The sequence below is a fragment of the Neorhizobium sp. R1-B genome, from assembly GCF_004368875.1.
GTDB lineage: Bacteria > Pseudomonadota > Alphaproteobacteria > Rhizobiales > Rhizobiaceae > Neorhizobium > Neorhizobium huautlense.
Genome location: NZ_SOEM01000015.1, coordinates 14,765 through 35,754 on the forward strand (window position 1 = coordinate 14,765; position 20,990 = coordinate 35,754).

19 protein-coding genes are annotated in these 20,990 nt (G+C 60.6%); 13 read left to right on the forward strand and 6 right to left on the reverse strand.

The genetic code is table 11. The features are described 5' to 3' along the window. Window positions 1-59 precede the first annotated feature (59 nt). Window positions 60-986, forward strand: a complete 927-nt coding sequence (locus tag EDE05_RS18870) for a LysR substrate-binding domain-containing protein (protein ID WP_105370160.1) — start codon at window positions 60-62, stop codon at window positions 984-986. 110 nt (window positions 987-1,096) lie between these two features. Continuing rightward, entirely contained in the window at window positions 1,097-1,417 is a 321-nt protein-coding gene (locus EDE05_RS18875; RefSeq protein ID WP_105370159.1) for a hypothetical protein, read from the forward strand. Window positions 1,418-1,427: 10 nt separating this feature from the next. Here the strand turns inward: EDE05_RS18875 and EDE05_RS18880 are convergent, their stop codons facing one another. Beyond that, window positions 1,428-2,075 (reverse strand): TetR family transcriptional regulator, encoded by a 648-nt coding sequence (locus tag EDE05_RS18880; protein ID WP_105370158.1) that lies wholly within the window; start codon window positions 2,073-2,075, stop codon window positions 1,428-1,430. 224 nt (window positions 2,076-2,299) lie between these two features. Between EDE05_RS18880 and EDE05_RS18885 the strand changes: the two genes are divergently transcribed. The 5 genes from EDE05_RS18885 to EDE05_RS18905 all read left to right on the forward strand — a co-directional run bounded on the left by EDE05_RS18885 (window position 2,300) and on the right by EDE05_RS18905 (window position 7,433). Then, window positions 2,300-2,860, forward strand: a complete 561-nt coding sequence (locus tag EDE05_RS18885; RefSeq protein WP_105370157.1) for a TRAP transporter small permease — start codon at window positions 2,300-2,302, stop codon at window positions 2,858-2,860. 11 nt (window positions 2,861-2,871) lie between these two features. Beyond that, a complete protein-coding gene (locus EDE05_RS18890; protein ID WP_112801235.1) occupies window positions 2,872-4,152 on the forward strand; it encodes a TRAP transporter large permease subunit in 1,281 nt (426 codons plus the stop codon). A 72-nt stretch (window positions 4,153-4,224) separates the two neighbouring features. Further along, window positions 4,225-5,238, forward strand: a complete 1,014-nt coding sequence (locus tag EDE05_RS18895) for a TRAP transporter substrate-binding protein (protein ID WP_112801237.1) — start codon at window positions 4,225-4,227, stop codon at window positions 5,236-5,238. Between the two features lie 62 nt (window positions 5,239-5,300). After that, window positions 5,301-6,161: a shikimate dehydrogenase gene (locus EDE05_RS18900; protein ID WP_112801239.1), complete on the forward strand. Its 861-nt coding sequence runs from the start codon at window positions 5,301-5,303 to the stop codon at window positions 6,159-6,161. A 123-nt stretch (window positions 6,162-6,284) separates the two neighbouring features. Beyond that, window positions 6,285-7,433, forward strand: a complete 1,149-nt coding sequence (locus EDE05_RS18905; protein WP_112801241.1) for a M20 family metallopeptidase — start codon at window positions 6,285-6,287, stop codon at window positions 7,431-7,433. Between the two features lie 2 nt (window positions 7,434-7,435). Here EDE05_RS18905 and EDE05_RS18910 read toward each other — a convergent pair whose 3' ends face one another. The 5 genes from EDE05_RS18910 to ytfQ all read right to left on the reverse strand — a co-directional run bounded on the left by EDE05_RS18910 (window position 7,436) and on the right by ytfQ (window position 12,791). Next, entirely contained in the window at window positions 7,436-8,179 is a 744-nt protein-coding gene (locus EDE05_RS18910) for a FadR/GntR family transcriptional regulator (protein ID WP_105370152.1), read from the reverse strand. Continuing rightward, on the reverse strand, window positions 8,180-9,166 hold the full coding sequence (gene yjfF, locus EDE05_RS18915; protein ID WP_112801243.1) for a galactofuranose ABC transporter, permease protein YjfF: 987 nt from the start codon (window positions 9,164-9,166) through the stop codon (window positions 8,180-8,182). Beyond that, window positions 9,163-10,197, reverse strand: coding sequence for an ABC transporter permease (locus tag EDE05_RS18920; protein ID WP_162712483.1), 1,035 nt, complete (start codon window positions 10,195-10,197; stop codon window positions 9,163-9,165). The genes yjfF and EDE05_RS18920 overlap by 4 nt, the downstream gene beginning before the upstream one ends. Continuing rightward, a complete protein-coding gene (ytfR, locus tag EDE05_RS18925; protein ID WP_112801247.1) occupies window positions 10,197-11,723 on the reverse strand; it encodes a galactofuranose ABC transporter, ATP-binding protein YtfR in 1,527 nt (508 codons plus the stop codon). The genes EDE05_RS18920 and ytfR overlap by 1 nt, the downstream gene beginning before the upstream one ends. Before the next feature lie 108 nt (window positions 11,724-11,831). Further along, window positions 11,832-12,791: a galactofuranose ABC transporter, galactofuranose-binding protein YtfQ gene (ytfQ, locus tag EDE05_RS18930; protein ID WP_105370148.1), complete on the reverse strand. Its 960-nt coding sequence runs from the start codon at window positions 12,789-12,791 to the stop codon at window positions 11,832-11,834. A 324-nt stretch (window positions 12,792-13,115) separates the two neighbouring features. Here ytfQ and araD1 point away from each other — a divergent pair, with 324 nt between their 5' ends. The 6 genes from araD1 to mmsB all read left to right on the forward strand — a co-directional run bounded on the left by araD1 (window position 13,116) and on the right by mmsB (window position 20,852). Beyond that, complete coding sequence (gene araD1, locus EDE05_RS18935; protein ID WP_112801249.1) at window positions 13,116-14,108, forward strand: AraD1 family protein; 993 nt, start codon at window positions 13,116-13,118, stop codon at window positions 14,106-14,108. A gap of 7 nt (window positions 14,109-14,115) precedes the next feature. Beyond that, window positions 14,116-15,042 carry a Gfo/Idh/MocA family oxidoreductase gene (locus EDE05_RS18940; protein ID WP_112801251.1) on the forward strand — a complete coding sequence of 309 codons (927 nt, stop codon included), beginning with the start codon at window positions 14,116-14,118 and terminating at the stop codon, window positions 15,040-15,042. Window positions 15,043-15,044: 2 nt separating this feature from the next. After that, window positions 15,045-16,889: an IlvD/Edd family dehydratase gene (locus EDE05_RS18945; protein WP_105370145.1), complete on the forward strand. Its 1,845-nt coding sequence runs from the start codon at window positions 15,045-15,047 to the stop codon at window positions 16,887-16,889. An 88-nt stretch (window positions 16,890-16,977) separates the two neighbouring features. After that, the gene (chvE, locus tag EDE05_RS18950) at window positions 16,978-18,042 is read left to right on the forward strand and encodes a multiple monosaccharide ABC transporter substrate-binding protein (RefSeq protein ID WP_105370144.1); all 1,065 of its coding nucleotides are present in this window, start codon (window positions 16,978-16,980) and stop codon (window positions 18,040-18,042) included. 60 nt (window positions 18,043-18,102) lie between these two features. Then, window positions 18,103-19,659 (forward strand): multiple monosaccharide ABC transporter ATP-binding protein, encoded by a 1,557-nt coding sequence (gene mmsA / locus EDE05_RS18955; protein ID WP_105370143.1) that lies wholly within the window; start codon window positions 18,103-18,105, stop codon window positions 19,657-19,659. Between the two features lie 2 nt (window positions 19,660-19,661). Beyond that, complete coding sequence (gene mmsB, locus EDE05_RS18960) at window positions 19,662-20,852, forward strand: multiple monosaccharide ABC transporter permease (protein WP_105370142.1); 1,191 nt, start codon at window positions 19,662-19,664, stop codon at window positions 20,850-20,852. The last annotated feature ends 138 nt before the right edge of the window (window positions 20,853-20,990 follow it).

Genomic DNA, 20,990 nt, shown 5'->3' on the forward strand with positions numbered 1-20,990 from the left:
TTGGTTTAGGCCGTTGATCTATGCTTGAAAAGCAACGCGATCGATGATCATATGTGCGCATGGTTCACAGCTCGCAGACTTTGCCGCCTCTCGATACTTTGGAAACGTTTGCCCGGGCCGCTCGCCTCGGGTCCTTTTCGGCTGCGGCGGAAGAGGGCGGTGTGACACACGGGGCCGTCTCTCGTCAGGTCGCGCGGCTGGAACGCTGGATGGGGGTCCGGCTTTTCCTGCGTGAAGCGCGGGGCGTGACGCTGACGCCCGAAGGAATCCGGTTTTTGGCCCGCACCGAAGATGCGCTTGGAATCCTGGCCAACATGGACGAGAGATGGCTCCCTCGGCGCAACAGGACAGCGGTGCGGCTTTCGGTGACACCATCCGTCGCATCGCTCTGGTTGTTCCCACGACTGTCCAGGCTGGAGACCGAGGACATTCATCTCGAACTGGTGCTCGAACATCGGCTGGCTGATTTCAGCGAGGGGATCGATCTTGCGATTCGCTGCGGAAAAGGGCCGTGGGCCGGCGTCCGCAGCTTGCCGCTCTGGCAGGAGGAGCTCTACCCGATCGCGGCACCCATGCTGGCGGAACGACTAGGCCCGCATCCCGACGCCAAGTCCCTGCTCGATTATCCGATCCTGCATGATTCCAACATCGAAGCCTGGCGGCGCTGGCTGGCGGCCGAAGGTTTGGACTACGTGCCGCGTGGGCATGACCGGCGCTTCGAGGACTATAACCTCGTGGTCGATGCCTGCTCGCACGGCCTGGGTATTGCGCTCGCCCGTCCACCGCTCGCCGATGCGGCACTTGCCAGCGGCAGGATCGTGCGGGTTTCGGAAAGGACGATCGAACATCACGTCGCCTTTCATCTTATCCGATCAAACGATGCGTTGCGCGGGGCGGCGGCACAATTTGCCCACCGGTTTTTATCCGAGGCAGGGCACGACGAGGCAGCAATCGCCGCCTTCCTGTCGCCGGGGCGGGGGCGGTGACGGGCATGACAGTCTTCTCGAATGGAAGCTCCATTTTTCGTAAGGAATAGCAGGTTGTCTCTTCCTAGCGCTGTTCTACTTCCTCCGGCAGACGAAGCCGAGGAGCATCCATGGATACCAAAGCAACGATCGCACGAATCTGGCGGGGCCGAACGCTGGCCGAAGTGGCCGATGAATATGAGGCTTATCTGCGGGAGGCAGGCATTCCGCCGCTTGAGAAAACGGCTCTTGCCGTGCAGCTCTTTCGGGATGACATCGGCGCGGAAACCGAATTCATCACCACCTCCTACTGGCCCGATTTTGAATCCATGGCAGCGTTTACGGGTGGCGATCCCGACAAGGTGCATCACCTCGACCGCGATCCCGAATTCCTCATCGCGCTGCCCGAGAGAGTAGCAATCACCAGGATCCTCATCGATCGAAAAAACTAAGTGAGGGCGCTCACGCGGCTCCGGACTGGAGATAGCTGATCACCGCGTCGGCGATCATCCCCTTATGGCGCTGCATTGTCTCCGGTTCGGAGAGATCGCGACGGAAGATCGTGCCGAAGGTGTATCGGTTCGAGACCCGGAAAAAGCAGAAGGCGCTTATCAGCATGTGCACGTCCATCGGATCGGCTCTTCTCGTGAAGACGCCGTCGGCTATGCCGCGGTCGAGGATTGCTGCGATCGTCTCGATGATGGAAACGTTCAGGTCACGGATGGCATCGGAACGCAGCATGTGGGCCGCGTGATGTATGTTTTCGATACTGACCAGGCGCACGAAGTCCGGATTGGTTTCGTCGTGTTCGAACGTGGTGAAGATCAGCGTTCGCAACGCCTGTTCCGGCGGTAGATTGGAAAGCTGCAGATCGGCTTCCAATGTACGGATCTTGCGGTAGGCGCGTTCCAGAACGGAAAGATAAAGGCCTTCCTTGCTGCCGAAATAATAGTAGATCATCCGCTTCGAGGTGCGGGTCTTTTCCGCAATCGCATCGACCCTGCCGCCGGCAAGGCCGTTGGTGGAAAACTCTTCCGTCGCGACCTCCAGAATATCCTCCTGCGTGCGCTGCGGATCGTTCTTCCTGGTGTTTTGGCGTTTCGCTGCCATCCCCAACCCGCCTTCTTAAATTTACGCATCTTTTCCAAAGTCATAGCGATCCGTACCGGCAATTTCAACAGATCATGCTTGACATACTCACTAGTTAGTACATTTTATCATCCAATCAGCGGTCCTGAGGAGGGGGCGCTGGTGAGAGCTTCCTGTCAGGTGCAAAGTGGTGACGTTCCACGCGTCACCTTGGCAATTGGGCGGCGAAGCTTCGGGAGGACTGAATGACACGAATTATCGACTGGTATTTCCTTGCCTTGAAGGTGATCATCGCGCTGCTGCTGGCGGCCATGGTGGTGCTTGTCTTCGGCAATGTGGTGCTGCGTTACGCCTTCAACCAGGGCATTACCGCTTCCGAAGAGCTGTCGCGCGTTTTCTTCGTCTGGCTGACCTTCCTTGGTGCAGTCGTCGCAATGCGTGAGCACGGGCATCTCGGCGTGGATTCGCTCCTGAAGCGCCTGCCGCCCGCATCCGCGAAGATCGCAGTACTTCTCGGCCAGGGGCTGATGCTAGCCGCCACATGGCTGATGGTGAGCGGGAGCTGGACCCAGACGCTTATAAACCTTCCGGCCAGCATGCCGGCCACGGGCATTTCCATGGGCTGGTTCTACGGAGCCGGGCTTGCCTTCGGTGTCCCGACCTTCCTCATCATTCTTTATGACGCCTTCCAGGTAGCGACGGGGCGCATCGATCTCGCGACGGCCCATCTGGTCCGTGACAGCGAGGAGGAGATCGCGCTCGATAGCCACCCGGAAGCGGCCGTTGCCGGCGTTAACAAGGTCTGAGGAGAGCCGCCATGACACTGACCATCTTCCTCGGCGCACTTCTCGGCCCAATGGCACTCGGCGTGCCGATCGCGTTCGCGCTCATTCTCAGCGGCGTCGCGCTGATGATGTATATGGACATTTTCGACGCGCAGATCGTCGCTCAGAACGTGCTGAACGGTGCGGACAGTTTCCCCCTGATGGCAGTGCCCTTCTTCCTGCTTGCCGGCGAGATCATGAATACCGGCGGTCTCTCGAAGCGCATCGTCAACCTCGCCATGGCGATGGTCGGCCATATTCGCGGCGGTCTCGGCTTCGTTGCAATCTTTGCCGCCTGCATTCTGTCGAGCCTTTCCGGCTCGGCGGTGGCGGATGCCGCAGCGCTCGGCGCGCTGCTCTTTCCGATGATGATCAAGTCCGGTCATGATCCGGCCCGCACCGGCGGTCTCCTGGCTTCAGCCTCGGTCATCGGTCCGATCATTCCTCCCTCTATCGGTTTCATCCTCTATGGCGTTATCGGCGGCGTTTCGATCACCAAGCTTTTCCTCGCCGGCATCGTGCCGGGCCTCATGATTGCCGGGGCCCTTTGCATTACCTGGCTGATCGTTGCGCGCAGGGAACAGTTCGAGCTTCCGCAAAGACAGAGCCGGCAAGTTCGCATTGAGGCTTTCCTGGAAAGCATCTGGGCGCTGATGCTGCCGGTCATCATCATCGTCGGGCTGAAATTCGGCGTCTTTACGCCGACCGAAGCTGGCGTGGTGGCAGCCGTTTATTCGCTCTTCGTGTCGATGGTCGTCTATCGCGAACTGGCGCCCTCACAGCTCTTTTCCGTCTTCGTCGCGGCCGGAAAAATCACGGCGGTGGTCATGTTCCTGGTTGCCTGTGCGGCAGTCTCCGCCTGGCTTATCACGGTCGCCGACGTGCCGGGCAGTCTCGTTGCGCTCATCGAACCTCTGATGGACAACCAGACGCTTCTGCTTCTGGCGATCATGGTGCTGATCGTCGTCGTCGGCACGGCGATGGACATGACGCCCACCATCCTCGTCATGACCCCCGTGCTGATGCCGATCATCAAGCAGGCCGGCATCGATCCTGTTTACTTCGGCGTGCTGTTCATCATCAACAATTCGATCGGGCTGATCACGCCGCCGGTCGGCACCGTGCTCAACGTCATCTGCGGCGTGTCCAAGCTGTCGATGGAAGACCTCATGAAGGGCGTGATGCCGTTCATGATCGCCGAGCTGATCGTCCTTTTCCTTCTCGTCCTCTTTCCGCAGCTGGTGACCGTGCCGGTCGCTTGGTTCGCGCGGTGAGACCGAGGGGTGCCTTTTTAAAATGCATGTCAACCGGCCGTGGGGAACCCGGCCATTCTCTGGGAGGAAACTATGTTCGACACGATGAAGAAACTGGCGCTGGGGATCGCGCTGCCGGCGTTGTTGTTTGCCGGTACGGCGTCCGCCGAAATCGGCGCGCATACGCTCAAATTCGCAGCCGCCAACAACAAGGGCCATCCGCAGGTCACCGGGATGGAGAAGTTTGCCGAGATCGTCAAGGAAAAGAGCGGCGGCAAGATCGAGGTGAAGCTGTTCCCGGGCGGCGTCCTCGGCGGCGACGTCCAGACCGTCTCGGCGCTCCAGGGGGGCGTGGTGGAAATGCTGGTGCTGAACGCCGGCATTCTGGCAAGCAACGTCAAGGCATTCGGCGCCGTCGACCTGCCGTTCCTCTTCAACAGCGGCGAAGAAGCCGACAAGGTGATGGACGGCGCATTCGGCAAGAGCCTCGCCGACAAGCTGCCGGCGACCGGTCTGGTCGGACTTGCCTACTGGGAACTCGGTTTCCGCAACCTGACCAATGAACGCCGGCCGGTCACCAAGCTCGAAGACATCAAGGGCCTGAAGATCCGCACTCTGCAGTCGCCGATCCCGATCGAGATGTTCAACAGCCTGGGCGCCAACGCCGTGCCGCTGCCTTATACCGAACTCTATACGGCACTCGAAACCGGCACGGTCGACGGCCAGGAAAATCCGGCCGCCAACATCATCAACGCCAAGTTCTACGAAGTCCAGAAATACATGACGCTCACCCGTCACCAGTACAATCCGCAGATCGTGCTGATCAGCAAGAAGTTCTGGGACAACCTGAATGACGAGGAGAAGGCGGTCCTCCAGTCGGCAGCGACCGAGGCACGCGACTTCCAGCGTAAGGTCTCGCGCGAGGCGGATGCGAAGGCCGTCGCCGAGATCAAGGAGAAAGGCATGCAGGTCGATGAGCTCAGCGCGGCCGAAACCCAGAAGCTGCGTGATGCCGTGAAGCCGCTGATCGACAAGTTCAGCGCCGACATCGGTGCTGACACCGTCTCGCTGCTCTTCAGGGAACTCGAAGCCGTACGCAAGAAGTGACCGTTCCATCGGCCCGTCTTCACCGGGCGGGCCGATCCATCCAGGCATACAAGGCATAAACCATGGCCGAGACATTGCTGAAACCGTTGAAGGCCGCGCTGATCGGCGCCGGCATCCAGGCCTCGCTGACGCCCGCCATGCACATGGTGGAAGGCGCTGCGCAGGGCATCCGCTACGACTACGAGCTCATCGATCTGAATCAGATCGGCCGAACGCCGGAGAGCCTTCCGGACCTGCTTCGCGATGCCGAGGCGAGGGGGCTGATCGGACTGAATATCACCCATCCCTGCAAGCAGCTCGTCATTCCTTATCTCGATGAGCTGTCCGAAGAGGCGAGGGCACTGGGAGCGGTCAACACCGTCGTGCTGAAGGACGGAAAGCGCTTTGGCCATAACACCGACTGGTGGGGATTTGCCGAGAGTTTCAAGCGTGGTCTGCCGGATGCAGATTTGCAGGCGGCGGTTCAGCTTGGTGCCGGTGGCGCCGGTGTTGCCACCGCTTACGCCATTCTTTCCCTCGGCCTGAAGACGCTTACGGTTGTCGACCGAGAGCCGGAGAGGGCAGAGCAGCTGGCGGAAAGCATGTCGGTACTCTTTCCGGATACGACGATTTCGGCTTCGAGCGATGTCGCTTCCGCAATGGAGACGACGTCGGGCCTCATTCACGCGACTCCGACCGGCATGGCGAAATATCCGGGCATGCCGCTGCCGCCGGAGCTGCTGAAGCCGCATCATTGGGTTGCGGAGATCGTTTATTTTCCGCTGGAGACGACGCTCCTGAAGAAGGCTAGAGAGCGTGGATGCAAGGTTCTCAATGGTGGGGGAATGGCCGTCTTTCAGGCGGTGGGCGCCTTCCGGCTATTTACCGGGCACGAGCCCGATGTAGGCCGGATGATACGGCATTTCGAGACTATGACTGCTTGATTGTCCGTATCGGCAGCGCCGAGCGGATTTAACTCTGGTGATCCTTGGGCGGCTAATTATAGTGGGCCGGCCGCGCTTTTGCGGCCTCGCATTGCCCGCCATGCTTTCCCAGGTAGTTCTTCCATGACACTTGCCATTTCCGCCAAAGACATCGACGACCTTGCGCTGATCGAAGAGTTGAAGCGCTGGGTCGAAATGGAAACGCCGACGTCCAACGCGAGCGCCGTCAATCGTCTTGCAGATCGTGTCGAGGTTTTGAGCAGGCTGGCGGGTTTGGAAGTGGAGCGGCTGGCAGGCACCCTCGGCTTCGGCGATATCCTGGCTGTCCGTTCTCCGCGTCCGGCCGGCAGCAATGAAAAGACCCTGCTCGTCCTTGCCCACCTGGATACGGTACATGCGGAGGGTGTCATCGCCAAGCAGCTGCCATTGCGGCAGGAGGGCGACAGACTCTACGGCCCCGGCATCTATGACATGAAGTCCGGTGCCCTGATGGCGTTCGAAGCCATGAAGCTTGCCGTCAAGCAGGGAAACCACATGCCGATCGACCTGATCTTCGTGCCGGACGAAGAGACGGGCAGCCTGTCCTCGCGTGCCTTTATGGAGGAGGCCGCGCGGAGAGCCGGATATTCGCTCGTTGTGGAACCGGCGCGCGACGGCGGCAAGATCGTCGTCGCCCGCAAGGGCGTCGCCATGTACGACATCACCGTGAATGGACGCGCGGCTCATGCGGGGGTGAGGCCGCAGGAGGGCCGGAGCGCCATCCGCGCCGCTGCCCGTCTGGTGCTCGAGCTGGATGCGCTCAACGATGCGGAACGCGGCGTGACGGTCACCGTCGGAACGATCCACGGCGGGACGGGACGCAATACCGTTCCTGCAGAATGCCGGCTGCAGGTCGATGTCCGTGTCCCCAACGATGCCGTAGGCAGGGAGGTGACGGGCAGGATCGAGGCGGTGCGGCCGGTCGATCCCGACATCACCTTCGAAATCGTCGGGCAGATGAACCGGCCGCCCTTCGCGCAATCGGAAGAGGGGCGGAGATTGTTCGATGTCGCGGCCGATATTGCCGGCAATCTCGGTATCAAGCTTGAAGGCATGGCGACCGGCGGCGGGTCGGATGGCAATTTTACAGCAGCCCTAGGCGTGCCGACACTCGACGGCCTCGGCGCGGATGGCGCCGGTGCTCACACATTCGAAGAGCATATCTTCTTGAGCAGCATTGCTCCGCGCACCGCGCTGCTCGCCAATTTGATGCTTTCACTCCGGGCAAGATGAGCTCAGGCCGGCAGGGGCACCTCGAAGGAGTTGCGGATACGGCTCTTGCCGACCTCGATGACGTGACGCATGGCGGCAATGGCTTTCTGAGGATCGCGCGATGCTATCGCATGGGCGATCTTCAAATGATTATCGGCCACCTCGTCGATCATTTCGGGAGAAGCGGCCGGTGAGGAGAGCTGGAACGATATGGCCAGCGCTGCCTCGATCAGCGCGCTTGCCGAGCGCATGAACGGATTGCCGGACATCCGGGCGATTGCGAGATGGAATTCCAGATCCACGTTGGCGATCGTTTCCGGCGTGTGCGAGAGATCATCGAACTTGGCGGCGATCGCATAGAGCGCGATAATGTCGTCGCTGGAAGCACGCAAGGAAGCAGCAGCTGCCGCGGCTGGTTCGAGCGCCATGCGCATTTCCGCCAGGTGCTCGATGAACTCGTAGTCCAGCCCCGACTCGAAGCGCCAGCCGAGAACGTCAGGATCGAAGAAGTTCCAGCTTGCCTTGTCGAGGACGCGGGTTCCGACCTTTGCTTTCGCTTCGACAAGCCGTTTGGCCGCCAGCGTCTTCATGGCTTCCCGAAGTACGGTGCGGGACACCCCGAAGCGCGCCGAAAGTTCTGCATCGCCCGGTAGCAGCGAGCCTTCCGGTATCTTCCCGGACACGATTCCGCGGCCCAGCTCCGCTACCACATGCGCGTGGTTGCTGCGGCGCTTTCGACCACTGATCGTCGTTTCCAGAAGACCCAATTAAACCTCCCTAAGCCGTCCCTCGGCCAATCGCCTGTTCGAATACCAGATGATCCCGCGCTGCAATACAATGAAGATGAAGAGCAGAATGCCAATGACGATCTTGGTCCACCAGGAAGACAGCGTGCCGTCGAAGACGATGTAGGTCTGGATCAGGCCCTGGATCAGGATTCCGACGAATGTCCCTGCAACAAGACCGACGCCGCCCGTTAACAGCGTGCCACCGATAACGACCGCCGCGATCGCATCCAGCTCGACGCCGACGGTCGCCAGCGAATAGCCCGAAGACGTGTAGAGCGTATAGGCGATGCCGGAAAGGCCGGAGAGAAAGCCCGAAAGGGCATAGATACCGATGGTCGTCGGTCCGACCGCCACCCCCATCAGTTCCGCAGATTGTTCGCTGCCGCCGATCGCATAGACATTGGCGCCAAAGCGGGTCCGGCCGGCAACGAAGGCGCCGACGACAAACACCAGCAGCATCAGCATGGCGAGCGCCGTCAGCCTGCCTCCGCCCGGAAATCGGAAATAGAAGCCCTGGATCGTATCGATGACCTCGTGCGAAATCGGTACCGACTCCGTCGAGATGAGGTAGGCCGCGCCGCGGGCAAGAAACATTCCCGCAAGGGTGACGACGAAGGGCGGGATGCCGAGATAGCGGATCATCGCTCCCATTAAGCTGCCGAACAGCGTTGAGATCACCAGCACTACGGTAAAGGCGGCGAGCGGATGGACTCCCAGCGATCCGACCAGCACGGCGACGAAGACACTGGTGAATGCAATAACCGAACCGATGGACAGGTCTATGCCGCCCGAAAGTATGACGAATGTCATCCCGACCGCCGCAATGCCGAGGAAGGCATTGTCGGTCAGGAGATTGCCGATCACCCGGGTCGACAGCATGTTCGGGAACTGCAGGATGCAGAGCGCGTAGGCGATGACGAAGATGCCGAGCGTGGTGACGAAGGGCAGGTTGCGGGTATGGATCATCGCGCTGCTCCCTCCACTTTGCTGGCTGCCGTTTCCGGCCGGGTCTTCGCCGCTTTCACGAAGCCGAGCAGGTTCATGATCGCCGGAGATTGGAGTGTCAGCACGACGATGATGATGCCCGCCTTGATGATGAGGTTGAATTCCGGCGGGAAGCCCGAAACCAGGATGCCGGTATTGATCGACTGGATGATCAGCGCGCCGATCAACGAAGCGGTGATCGAGAACCGGCCGCCATTGAGCGATGTTCCGCCGATGACGACTGCCAGAATTGCATCCAGCTCCAGCCAGAGACCGGCATTGTTGGCGTCGGCGCCGCGGATGTCGGCGGTCACGATCAGGCCGGCTACGGCTGCGCAGATACCGGATATGGCATAGACGAAGAACAGCAGGAACCGCGCCCGTACGCCGGCAAGGGTCGCGGCGCGCCGGTTGATGCCGGTCGCTTCGATCAGGAAGCCCAGGGCAGAGCGCCTGACGAGCACGCCGATCAGAAGCGCCGCCAGGATCCAGATCAGGATCGGAACCGGGATGCCGGCCAGCGAACCGGAGCCCAGGGCAGAAAAGCCGTCATTGTTGAAGGTGAGAATGACGCCCTCGGTGATCAGCTGCGCAATGCCGCGCCCGGCCACCATCAGGATCAGGGTGGCAATGATCGGCTGAATGTCGAGGAGTGCGACGAGGACGCCATTCCACAAGCCGCACACCAGGCCGACGCAGAGCGATGTGAGGATCACCACCGAGAGCGGATAGTCCTTGCTGATGAGGGTTGCAGCAACGGCGCCGCAAATGGCGATCACCGCGCCGATCGAAAGGTCGATGCCTCGGGTCGCGATCACCAGTGTCATGCCGATCGTCAGCAGTGCTACCGGGGCGGCACGCACCAGAATGTCGATCAGGCTGCCGTAGAGGCGGCCGTTCTGGAAGGAGATCGTCAGAAAGCCGGGGGCGATCGCCGTGATCAGCGCGAGAATGATCGCCAGCGCGACCATCTGCGGGGCGAGGCGGCGCAGGCGGCGGGTGAGACGGTTCATCACGCGGCCTCCGTACGGGCGGAGGTGGCGATTGCCTGCATGATATTGTCGGCCGTCAAGGCGTCGCCGGACAGTTCCGCCACATGCCGCCGGTCGGAAAGCACGATGACCCGGTGGGCGACCGCCGTCAGTTCCTCAAGTTCCGACGAGATCACCACCAGGGACATGCCCTCCGAACACAGGCGTTCTATCATCTTGAGGATTTCCGCATGCGCGCCGATATCGATGCCGCGTGTCGGTTCGTCGAGGATCAGCAGGCGCGGCTCGGTCGCCAGCCAGCGGGCGAGGATCGCCTTCTGCTGGTTGCCGCCGGACAGGAATTTGATCGGCCGGTTGGCATCCGGCGGGCGGATATCGAGGGATTTGATGAAGCTTTCGGCCAGAGCGTGCTTTTCACGCGAGGAGATCGGCTTTGACCAGCCTTGCCGGGCCTGCAGCGCCAGAGCGATATTATCGGCAACCGAGAAGTCGCCGATGATGCCATCGGTCTTGCGTTCCTCGGGGCAGAAGCCGAAGCCGTTGACGATCGCCGCCTCGGGGGAAGTCAAGGAAACCGGCCGGCCGTCTATCGTCGCAGTGCCGCTGTCGGCCCGATCGATGCCGAAGAGCAAGAACGCGGTCTCGGTCCGCCCGGAGCCGAGGAGGCCCGCAATGCCGACCACTTCGCCGGGGCGAATATCAAGGTCGAAGGGCGCCACGCTGCCGCGCTTGCCATAATTTGCGAAGCGTATGGGCGCCTCGGCGGTTGCCGCAACCGTCTCGTCCTGGGCCTGATGTTCGCGGGTGATGTGCTGCAATTCGCGGCCGAGCATCATCGAGATAAGTTCCAGCTGCGGCAGTTCCGAAAGTTTTCGCGTGCCAACCAACCGCCCGTTGCGCAAAACCGTGACGCGGTCGGCAATCGCATAGACCTGGTTCAGGAAATGGGTGATGATGATGATGCCGAGGCCTTCTTCGCGGAGCCGGCGCAGCACCGAAAACAGCATCTCGACCTCATGGGAATCGAGGCTGGCGGTCGGTTCGTCGAGAACCAGGACCTTGCCGGACAGATCCACTGCACGGGCGATCGCGACGATCTGGCGGACGGCCACCGAATAGGAGGAGAGCAGGGCGTCGACATCGATGTCCAGGCCATAGCGGGCAAGCAGCGCCTTCGAACGCCGGCGCATTTCGCGGCGGTCGATCAGACCGAAGCGGTGCGGCTGGCGCCCCAGAAAGAGGTTTTCGGCTACCGTCAGGTTTTCCAGCAGATTGACTTCCTGGTAAACCGTACCGATGCCGAGTGCCTGAGCCTCAGCCACGTTTGCCGGGGTCACGTCGCTTCCGTCAAGTTGCATGGTTCCGCGGTCACGGCTGTAGACCCCGGTCAAAATCTTGATCAGCGTCGATTTGCCGGCGCCGTTTTCGCCGAGCAGCGCGTGGATTTCGCCCCGGTTCAGGGAGAAGTCGACGCCGTCGAGCGCCGTGATGCCGAGAAAGGCCTTGCCTATGCCTCGGGCTTCCAGAAGAGAATTGGAATCTGACATGCCGATAATTCCCGCACGTATCAAAGAACCGGAGCGGTATGGGGGCTCCGCTCCGGTTTCAGTTAGCGCCCGGCCCAGAATGAAGAGCAGGCCGGGCAGCGGGAGGACTTAGTAGCCGAGACCCTTCTTGGCCTCATAGACCTTCATTGGATCATCCTTGGCCGTATAGAGCTTGGATTCCGTCTGGATCCACTTCGGCGGCTCTTTCTTGTTCTTCAGATAGGCTTCGAGCGCATCGAATGCAGGGCCGGCCATGTTCGGCGTCAATTCCACCGTCGCGTTGGCTTCGCCCTTGGCCATTGCCTGGAAGATATCCGGCACGGCATCGATCGAGACGATCTTGATGTCGGTGCCGGGCTTCAGGCCGGCTTCCTTGATAGCCTGGATGGCGCCGACGGCCATGTCGTCGTTGTGGGCATAGACGGCGCAGATACCCTTGCCGCCGCCTTCGGCCTTGATGAAGCTTTCCATGACTTCCTTACCCTTGGTGCGGGTAAAGTCGCCGGTCTGCGAGCGGACGATCTTGATATTGCTCTTGCCGGCAATCGCTTGATCAAAACCTTTCTTGCGGTTGATGGCGGGCGAGGAGCCAGTCGTGCCCTGAAGCTCAACAACCTTGCAATCCTTGGAGCCGACTTCCTTGACCAGCCACTCGCCGGCGACCTTGCCTTCGAAGACGGTGTCGGACGTAACAGCGGTCAGGTAGAGGTCCTTCGGCGCATCGATCTCACGATCGAGCAGGATGACCGGGATTTTCTCTTCCTTGGCTTCCTTCAGGACTGCGTCCCAGCCGGTCGCCACGACCGGTGCCACGAAGATGGCGTCAACGCCCTGGGCGATGAAGCCGCGGATGGCCTTGATCTGGTTTTCCTGCTTCTGCTGCGCATCGGCAAATTTCAGATTCACGCCACGTTTTTGCGCTTCCTGCTTGGTAACGGTGGTTTCAGCCGCACGCCAGCCCGATTCGGAGCCGATCTGCGAGAAGCCAACGGTGAGTGATTGTGCGGATACGCCTGAAGCAAGTGCCAGGCCGAATGCGACGGTAACCGCCGCGAGTGCTCTTTTCATCTATAATCCTCCCAGAGATGAAGCAAACTGACGGAGCCGAGGATGAGCATATAATATTACTTTTTCAAGAGGCATTTTTGATGAAGTTGCGGGAAACTTCAGTTCGAGCACCTGTGCTTGTTTTTTAACGCATTGATATATATAAAGAATCTGTATGTGGAAAAATTTCCATGGCGTCTGAAGGGCTGCCCAATCGTTCTTGACAAGCGGGCGACCAATCCAATAGTCGTATTTATGACTGCATCGGATCCGAAGGTTCTGGTGGGAGGCGCATGGTGGCAGGAGACGCCATGCAGAATATGAAATCATTGGGTAACGGAATCGATGTTGCGCGTTCTTCAGGTTAAAGATGGCAGCGGCAAGCTGCAGGTCGTCGCATGGGATGGAGAAGGGGCTGCACGTATAGTGCAGGGCGTTTCTTCGACATATGAGCTCGCTCAGCAGGCAATTGCCGCCGGCCAGACGCTGGCGCAGCGCATCGATGCCGCGGGCCTGGGCGATGCCGTGGATGTTCAAAAGGCTGCCGAGGAGGGCCGTCTTGCTCTGCCGATCACGCATCCGGATCCCGGCCATTTCGTCGTAGCCGGGACGGGGCTCACCCATCTCGGTTCCGCGGACGGCCGCGACAAGATGCACAAGGCCGCTCAGTCCTCGGAAAAGCCCACCGATTCCATGCGCATGTTCCTCATGGGTGTCGAGGGCGGCAAGCCTGATCTGGGGCAGATCGGCGCGCAGCCGGAATGGTTCTACAAGGGCAATGGCTCGCAGTTGCGCGCAACCGGCGAAAATCTCGTTTCGCCCGCCTTCGCGCTCGATGGCGGCGAAGAGCCGGAGCTTGCCGGCATCTATCTGATCGGACCGGACGGTACGCCCTTCCGCATCGGCTTCTGCCTTGCCAACGAATTTTCCGACCATGTGACCGAAAAAGGCAACTATCTCTGGCTTGCCCACTCGAAGCTTCGGCAGGCCTCGCTGGGCGCTGAGCTTCTTGTCGGCGATCTGCCCGATCATGTAGAGGGCACGTCGCGGGTGCGTCGCGGCGATCAGGTGATCTTCGAGAAGCCCTTCCTTTCCGGGGAGGCGAACATGTCTCATACGATCGCCAATCTCGAGCATCACAATTTCAAATATGAGCTGTTCCGCGAACCGGGCGATCTGCATGTCCACTTCTTCGGTACGGCTACGCTTTCCTTCTCGGAAGGGGTCAAGACGGAGCCAGGTGACGTGTTCGAGATCGCTGCGGCTCCCTTCAAGCTGCCGCTCGTCAACCGCCTGACGGTTGCCGCCGACAAGCCGGTTACGATCAAGAAGCTCTGAGGGTCCCATGGCTTCTATTCGTCTTGCCATCGTCGGTCTCGGAAAAATCGCAAGAGATCAGCATCTCGGCGCGATCAAGGCGACCGACGGCATCGAGCTTGTAGCCGTCGCAAGCCGCCATGCCCAGCTCGACGGCGTCGCCTGTTTCCACGAAATCGGCGATCTGCTTGCATCGGGCGTGGAAGTTGACGCCGTTTCTCTCTGTACGCCGCCGCAAGGCCGCTTCGAGCAGGCCAAGGCGGCGCTCGACGCCGGCAAGCACGTGATGCTCGAAAAGCCGCCGGGCGCGACGCTGTCCGAGGTCTACGCCTTGGAGGCACTCGCAAGGGCGAAAGGGTTGACGCTGTTTTCGACCTGGCATTCGCGCGCCGCTGCCGCAGTCGAGCCGGCACGCGCGCTGCTCGCCAAGCGAAAGATCCGCAGCGTGGCTGTGGAGTGGAAGGAAGACGTCCGTCACTGGCATCCGGGTCAAGCCTGGATTTGGGAGCCGGGCGGTCTCGGGGTATTCGATCCGGGCATCAATGCATTGTCGATCGTCACTCAAATCATGCCGGAAAAATTCCACCTCACCCGGTCCGAGCTGACCTTCCCGGCCAACCGCGCGGCACCGATCGCCGCCAGCCTTGCATTCGAGACCGATAGCGGGCTTCCGGTGGCGGCGGAATTCGACTGGCGGCAGACTGGCCCACAGACATGGGATATCCGGGTTGAGACCGACGAGGGCCCGGTCGTTTTGACGCATGGCGGCAGCCGGCTTTTTGTCGATGGTCAAAACGCGATTCTCGAAGAGGACCGCGAGTACCGTAACCTTTATCGTGATTTCGTAGCATTGGTGGCTGCCGGCCGGAGCGATGCCGACTTTTCGCCGCTGGTGCATGTCGCCGATGCCTTCATGCTGGGCCGGCGCATTCAAACAGATGCATTCGAGGACTGATTATGAGCAATTCAGAGAACGCTCCATCCAATGAGATCGCCGAAACCGAGCACCGCCGCCAGGAGGTGAAGAAGCTCCGCTCGCGCGCCTGGTTCGACAACCCGGCGAATGTCGACATGACGGCGCTTTATCTTGAGCGCTACATGAATTTCGGCCTCAGCCAGGCAGAACTTCAGTCGGATCGGCCGATCATCGGTATCGCGCAGACCGGCTCCGACCTCTCTCCGTGCAACCGCCATCACCTCGAGCTTGCTCATCGCTTGCGCGAAGGCATCCGGGAGGCCGGCGGCATCGCGATCGAATTCCCGGTTCATCCGATCCAGGAGACCGGCAAGCGTCCGACAGCAGGTCTCGACCGTAACCTGGCCTATCTCGGCCTCGTCGAGGTGCTCTACGGTTATCCGCTCGATGGCGTCGTCCTCACCATCGGTTGCGACAAGACGACCCCGGCCTGTCTCATGGCCGCCGCCACGGTCAACATTCCCGCGATCGCTCTGTCGGTCGGACCAATGCTGAACGGATGGTTCCGCGGCGAGCGCACCGGTTCGGGCACGATCGTCTGGAAAGCCCGCGAGCTGCTCGCAAAGGGCGAGATCGATTATGCAGGCTTCGTCAAGCTGGTCGCGTCGTCGGCGCCGTCTACCGGTTACTGCAACACCATGGGCACGGCAACGACGATGAATTCGCTGGCCGAGGCGCTGGGCATGCAGCTGCCGGGTTCGGCGGCCATCCCGGCACCTTACCGCGACCGCCAGGAGGTTTCCTATCTGACCGGCCTTCGCATCGTCGAGATGGTGAAGGAAGATCTGAAGCCTTCCGATATCCTGACCAAGGAAGCCTTCATCAACGCGATCCGCGTCAATTCCGCGATCGGCGGCTCCACCAATGCCCCGATCCATCTGAATGCGCTCGCCCGCCATATCGGCGTCGAACTCACCGTCGACGACTGGCAGACCTATGGTGAAGAGGTGCCGCTGCTGGTCAACCTCCAGCCGGCCGGCGAATATCTCGGCGAAGATTATTACCACGCGGGCGGCGTGCCGGCGGTCGTCAACCAGCTCATGGAACAGGGCCTCATTCACGAGGACGCTATGACCGTGAACGGCAAGACGATCGGCGAGAACTGCCGCGGCGCCATTATCGAGGATGCCAAGGTTATCCGCCGCTACGAAGAGCCGCTCAAGGAGCGGGCCGGCTTCCGCGTGCTGCGCGGCAATCTCTTCTCGTCCGCGATCATGAAGACCAGCGTCATTTCGCCGGAATTCCGCGAACGTTATCTGTCGAACCCGGCCGACCCGGAGGCATTCGAGGGCCGGGCCGTGGTATTCGACGGACCGGAGGATTATCACCACCGGATCGACGATCCGTCGCTGGAGATCGACGAGCATACCGTCCTCTTCATGCGCGGCGCCGGTCCGATCGGTTATCCTGGAGCGGCGGAAGTCGTGAACATGCGCGCGCCCGATTACCTCCTGAAGAAGGGTATTTCGTCGCTCGCCTGCATCGGCGACGGACGTCAGTCCGGCACGTCGGGCAGCCCGTCCATCCTTAATGCTTCGCCGGAAGCGGCGGCGGGTGGCGGCCTTGCGCTGCTGCGGACCGGTGACCGCGTGCGCATCGATCTCGGACGGGGCACGGCCAACATCCTGATCTCTGACGAAGAATTAACCGAACGCCGTAAGGCTTTGGAAGCAAACGGTGGTTACCACTATCCGAAGCATCAGACCCCCTGGCAGGAAATCCAGCGAGGCATCGTGGGTCAGATGGAAACCGGCGCGGTTCTTGAACCGGCCGTCAAATACCAGCGGATCGCCCAGACAGCCGGGCTGCCGCGCGATAACCACTGATCGGTAACGATCCCCAGGGGCGGCGGGGGGCCGCCCTAACCTTAGCTACGGCGGCTCAAGGGGAGCCGACCTCAAGGAGGAGTACTACATGAGCATCTTGAAATATATGACCACGGCCGCCATGCTGGCGGGCCTGGCCTTTGCTGCGCCTGCCGCAGCTCAGGAAAAGGGTCTCGTCGGCGTCGCTATGCCGACCAAGTCTTCGGCGCGCTGGATCGCCGACGGCGACAACATGGTGAAGGTTCTCAAGGAGCGCGGCTATCAGGTCGATCTGCAGTATGCGGAAGACGACGTTCCGAACCAGCTTTCCCAGATCGAGAACATGATCACCAAAGGTGCCAAGGTTCTCGTCGTTGCGTCGATCGACGGCACGACGCTTTCTGACGTTCTGCAGCAGGCTGCCGACCAGAAGATCAAGGTCATCGCTTATGACCGCCTGATCCGTGACACGCCGAACGTCGACTACTACGCCACCTTCGACAACTTCCAGGTCGGCGTGCAGCAGGCGACGTCGCTCGTGAAGGGCCTGAAGGCCGACACCGAAAAGGGTCCGTTCAACATCGAACTCTTCGGCGGTTCTCCGGACGATAACAACGCCTACTTCTTCTACAACGGCGCGATGAGCGTGCTTCAGCCACTGATCGACAAGGGTACGCTGGTCGTCGGCAGCGGCCAGACCGGCATGGACCAGGTTGCGACCCTTCGTTGGGATGGCGCGACGGCACAGGCTCGCATGGACGCAATCCTGTCGTCCACCTATTCCGACAAGAAGCTGAACGGCGTTCTGTCTCCCTATGACGGCATCTCCATCGGCATCCTGTCTTCCCTGAAGGGTGTCGGTTACGGCAGCGGCGACATGCCGATGCCGATCGTAACCGGCCAGGACGCGGAAGTTCCGTCGGTCAAGTCGATCCTTGCTGGCGAGCAGTATTCCACCATCTTCAAGGATACCCGCGAACTTGCTAAAGTGACTGTCGACATGGTGGATGCGGTCATGAGCGGCAAGGAGCCCCAGGTGAATGACACGAAGACCTACGACAACGGCAAGAAGGTCGTTCCGTCCTACCTGCTGAAGCCGGTTATCGTCGACAAGACCAACTGGAAAGAAATCCTGATCGGCAGCGGTTACTACACCGAAGCTCAGGTCAAGTAATCTCATCGACCCGCGCAGCGGAGCAATCCGCTGCGCGGGCTTTCTTATTGCGGAGTGATCATGCTCGATCCCGTCTCTCTTCCCGAAAAGCCGCCGATCCTCGAGATGCGGGGCATTTCGAAGAGCTTTGGCGCCGTCAAGGCGCTTTCCGATGTCAGCTTCACCGTCAAGGAAGGCGAGATCCATGCGCTCGTCGGCGAAAACGGAGCCGGTAAATCAACGTTGATGAAGGTGCTTTCGGGAGTCTATCCGCATGGCTCCTACGAAGGTTCGATCCTCTTCGATGGGGAGGAGCGGCACTTCCGCGACATCAACGATTCCGAAAAGCTCGGCATCATCATCATTCACCAGGAGCTTGCCCTCATTCCGCTGATGTCGATTGCCGAGAATATCTTTCTCGCCAAGGCGCCATCCAAATACGGCGTGATCGACCGCGACGAGCGCTACAGGCTCACCAAGCAGCTCCTGGCCAAGGTCGGGCTCACCGAAGCGCCGGAAACACTCATCACCAATCTTGGCGTCGGCAAGCAGCAGCTGGTCGAAATTGCCAAGGCGCTGTCGAAGGAAGTGCGCCTGCTGATCCTGGACGAGCCGACTGCGTCGCTCAACGAAACCGACAGCGCAGCACTTCTCGAACTGCTCAAGGAATTCCGCCGCAACGGCATCACCTCGATCATGATCAGCCACAAGCTGAACGAGATCACAGAGGTCGCTGACCGCATCACCGTTCTGCGCGACGGCCGGACCGTCGGCACGCTCGACTGCCACGAAGGCACCGTCGACGAGGATGAGATCGTCCGCCGAATGGTCGACCGCGACCTCGAAAGCCGTTATCCGGCCCGCACCCCCAAGATCGGCGAGGTCATCTTCGAAGTCGAAAACTGGTCCGTCTATCATCCGCTGCACGCAAGCCGGCAGGTTGTCAAGAATGTATCCATGAAGGTCCGCGCCGGCGAGGTCGTCGGTATTTCGGGCCTCATGGGCGCCGGCCGCACCGAATTCGCCATGAGCGTCTTCGGCCGCACTTACGGCCGCGACATCACGGGCACGGTGAAGATCCACGGCAAGGAAGTCGATACGTCGGACGTGCATCGCGCCATCAAGGCGGGTCTCGCCTATGTGACCGAAGACCGCAAGCACCTGGGGCTCATTCTGGCGGAAGACATCCGCAAGAACATCTCGCTTGCGCATCTCGGCGGCGTCTCGAACCGCGGGGTCATCGACGACATCCAGGAAATGAAGGTGGCCCAGGAGTTCCGCACCCGGATGCGGATCCGCAGCCATACCGTTTACCAGGAAACCGGCAAGCTCTCCGGCGGCAACCAGCAGAAGGTGGTGCTGTCGAAATGGCTGTTCACCGGGCCCGACATCCTGATCCTGGATGAGCCAACGCGTGGCATTGATGTCGGCGCAAAGTACGAAATCTATTCCATCATCAACGAACTTGCGGATGCCGGAAAAGCCGTCATCGTGATCTCGTCCGAAATGCCAGAACTGATCGGCACCTGTGATAGAATCATGGTGATGCATGAGGGTGAGTTCGTCGGCGAAGTGGCCGGCGAGCAGGCAACGCAGGAAAATATCATGCGCGCCATCATGCGTCGCAAAGGGAGATAATCATGACCACCCCGCAGGAAGCAATCACCGCTCCCAAGCTGGCAACGAGTTTCTGGAAAGATAACCTGCGCGACTATGGGATGCTGATCTCGCTGGTCGTGATCGTCATCTTCTTCCAGTTCGCGACCGGTGGCATTCTCCTCAAGCCGCTCAACGTAACCAATATCGTCCTGCAAAACAGCTATATCGTCATCATGGCGCTTGGTATGCTGATGGTGATCGTGACGGGCCATATCGACCTCTCGGTCGGCTCGGTTGCCGGCTTCATCGGCGGCCTGGCCGGGCTTCTGATGGTCCGGTGGGGCTTTGATTTCGCGAGCTCGATCGTGATCTGCCTCGTGGTCGGCGGGCTCATCGGCGCCATTCAAGGCTACTTTGTCGCCTATTTCAAGATACCGTCCTTCATCGTGACGCTGGCGGGCATGCTTGTCTTCCGCGGCTTCATGATCGCCATTCTCGGCAGCCAGGCTATCGGTCCGTTCCCGCCGATCTTTCAGAAGCTGTCGTCCGGCTATGTCGTCGAGCTCATCTCCTCCGATGGCGGCGTCTACCTGACCTCGTTCATTCTCGGCCTGCTGCTTGCCGCAGCGCTCGTCTGGCAGAACTTCCGCAGCCGCGCCCGCCGCATCTCGCACGGCGTGGAGAGCGAACCGATGGGCTTCTTCATCGGCAAGAACATCGTGGTTCTGGCCGCGATCGGCTATGTCGCTTATCTGATCTCGTCGCACCGCGGCATGCCGAACGTGCTGATCATCATGGCGGTGCTGGTCGCGGCCTACGGCTTCTTCACCAACCGCACCATCATCGGGCGGCAGATCTACGCGGTCGGCGGCAACGCCCGCGCTGCCGAACTCTCCGGCATCAAGACCACGCGCCTCGTCTTCTGGACATTCGTCAACATGGGCGTTCTGGCAGCGCTCGGCGGCCTCGTCGTCGCGGCCCGCCTCAACAGTGCAACCCCGAAGGCCGGCTCCGGCTTCGAGCTTGACGTCATCGCTGCCTGCTTCATCGGCGGTGCCTCGGCCTATGGCGGCGTCGGCAAGGTGACGGGTGCCGTCATCGGCGCATTCCTGATGGGCGTGATGAACAACGGCATGTCGATCCTCGGCATCGGCATCGACTACCAGCAGGTCATCAAGGGGCTGGTGCTTCTCGGTGCCGTCTGCGTAGACGTCTATAACCAGCGCCGTTGAGAGCCTGACACAGGCATCGGCAATCAAAAAAACGCCCGGAAGCGGCTGCCGCTTCCGGGCGTTTTTGCATTGATCTGCGCCGGAGAGGGCGGCGTGACCGGGCGGATCAGTGTCCCGCGATAACAAGTTTCAAATGAC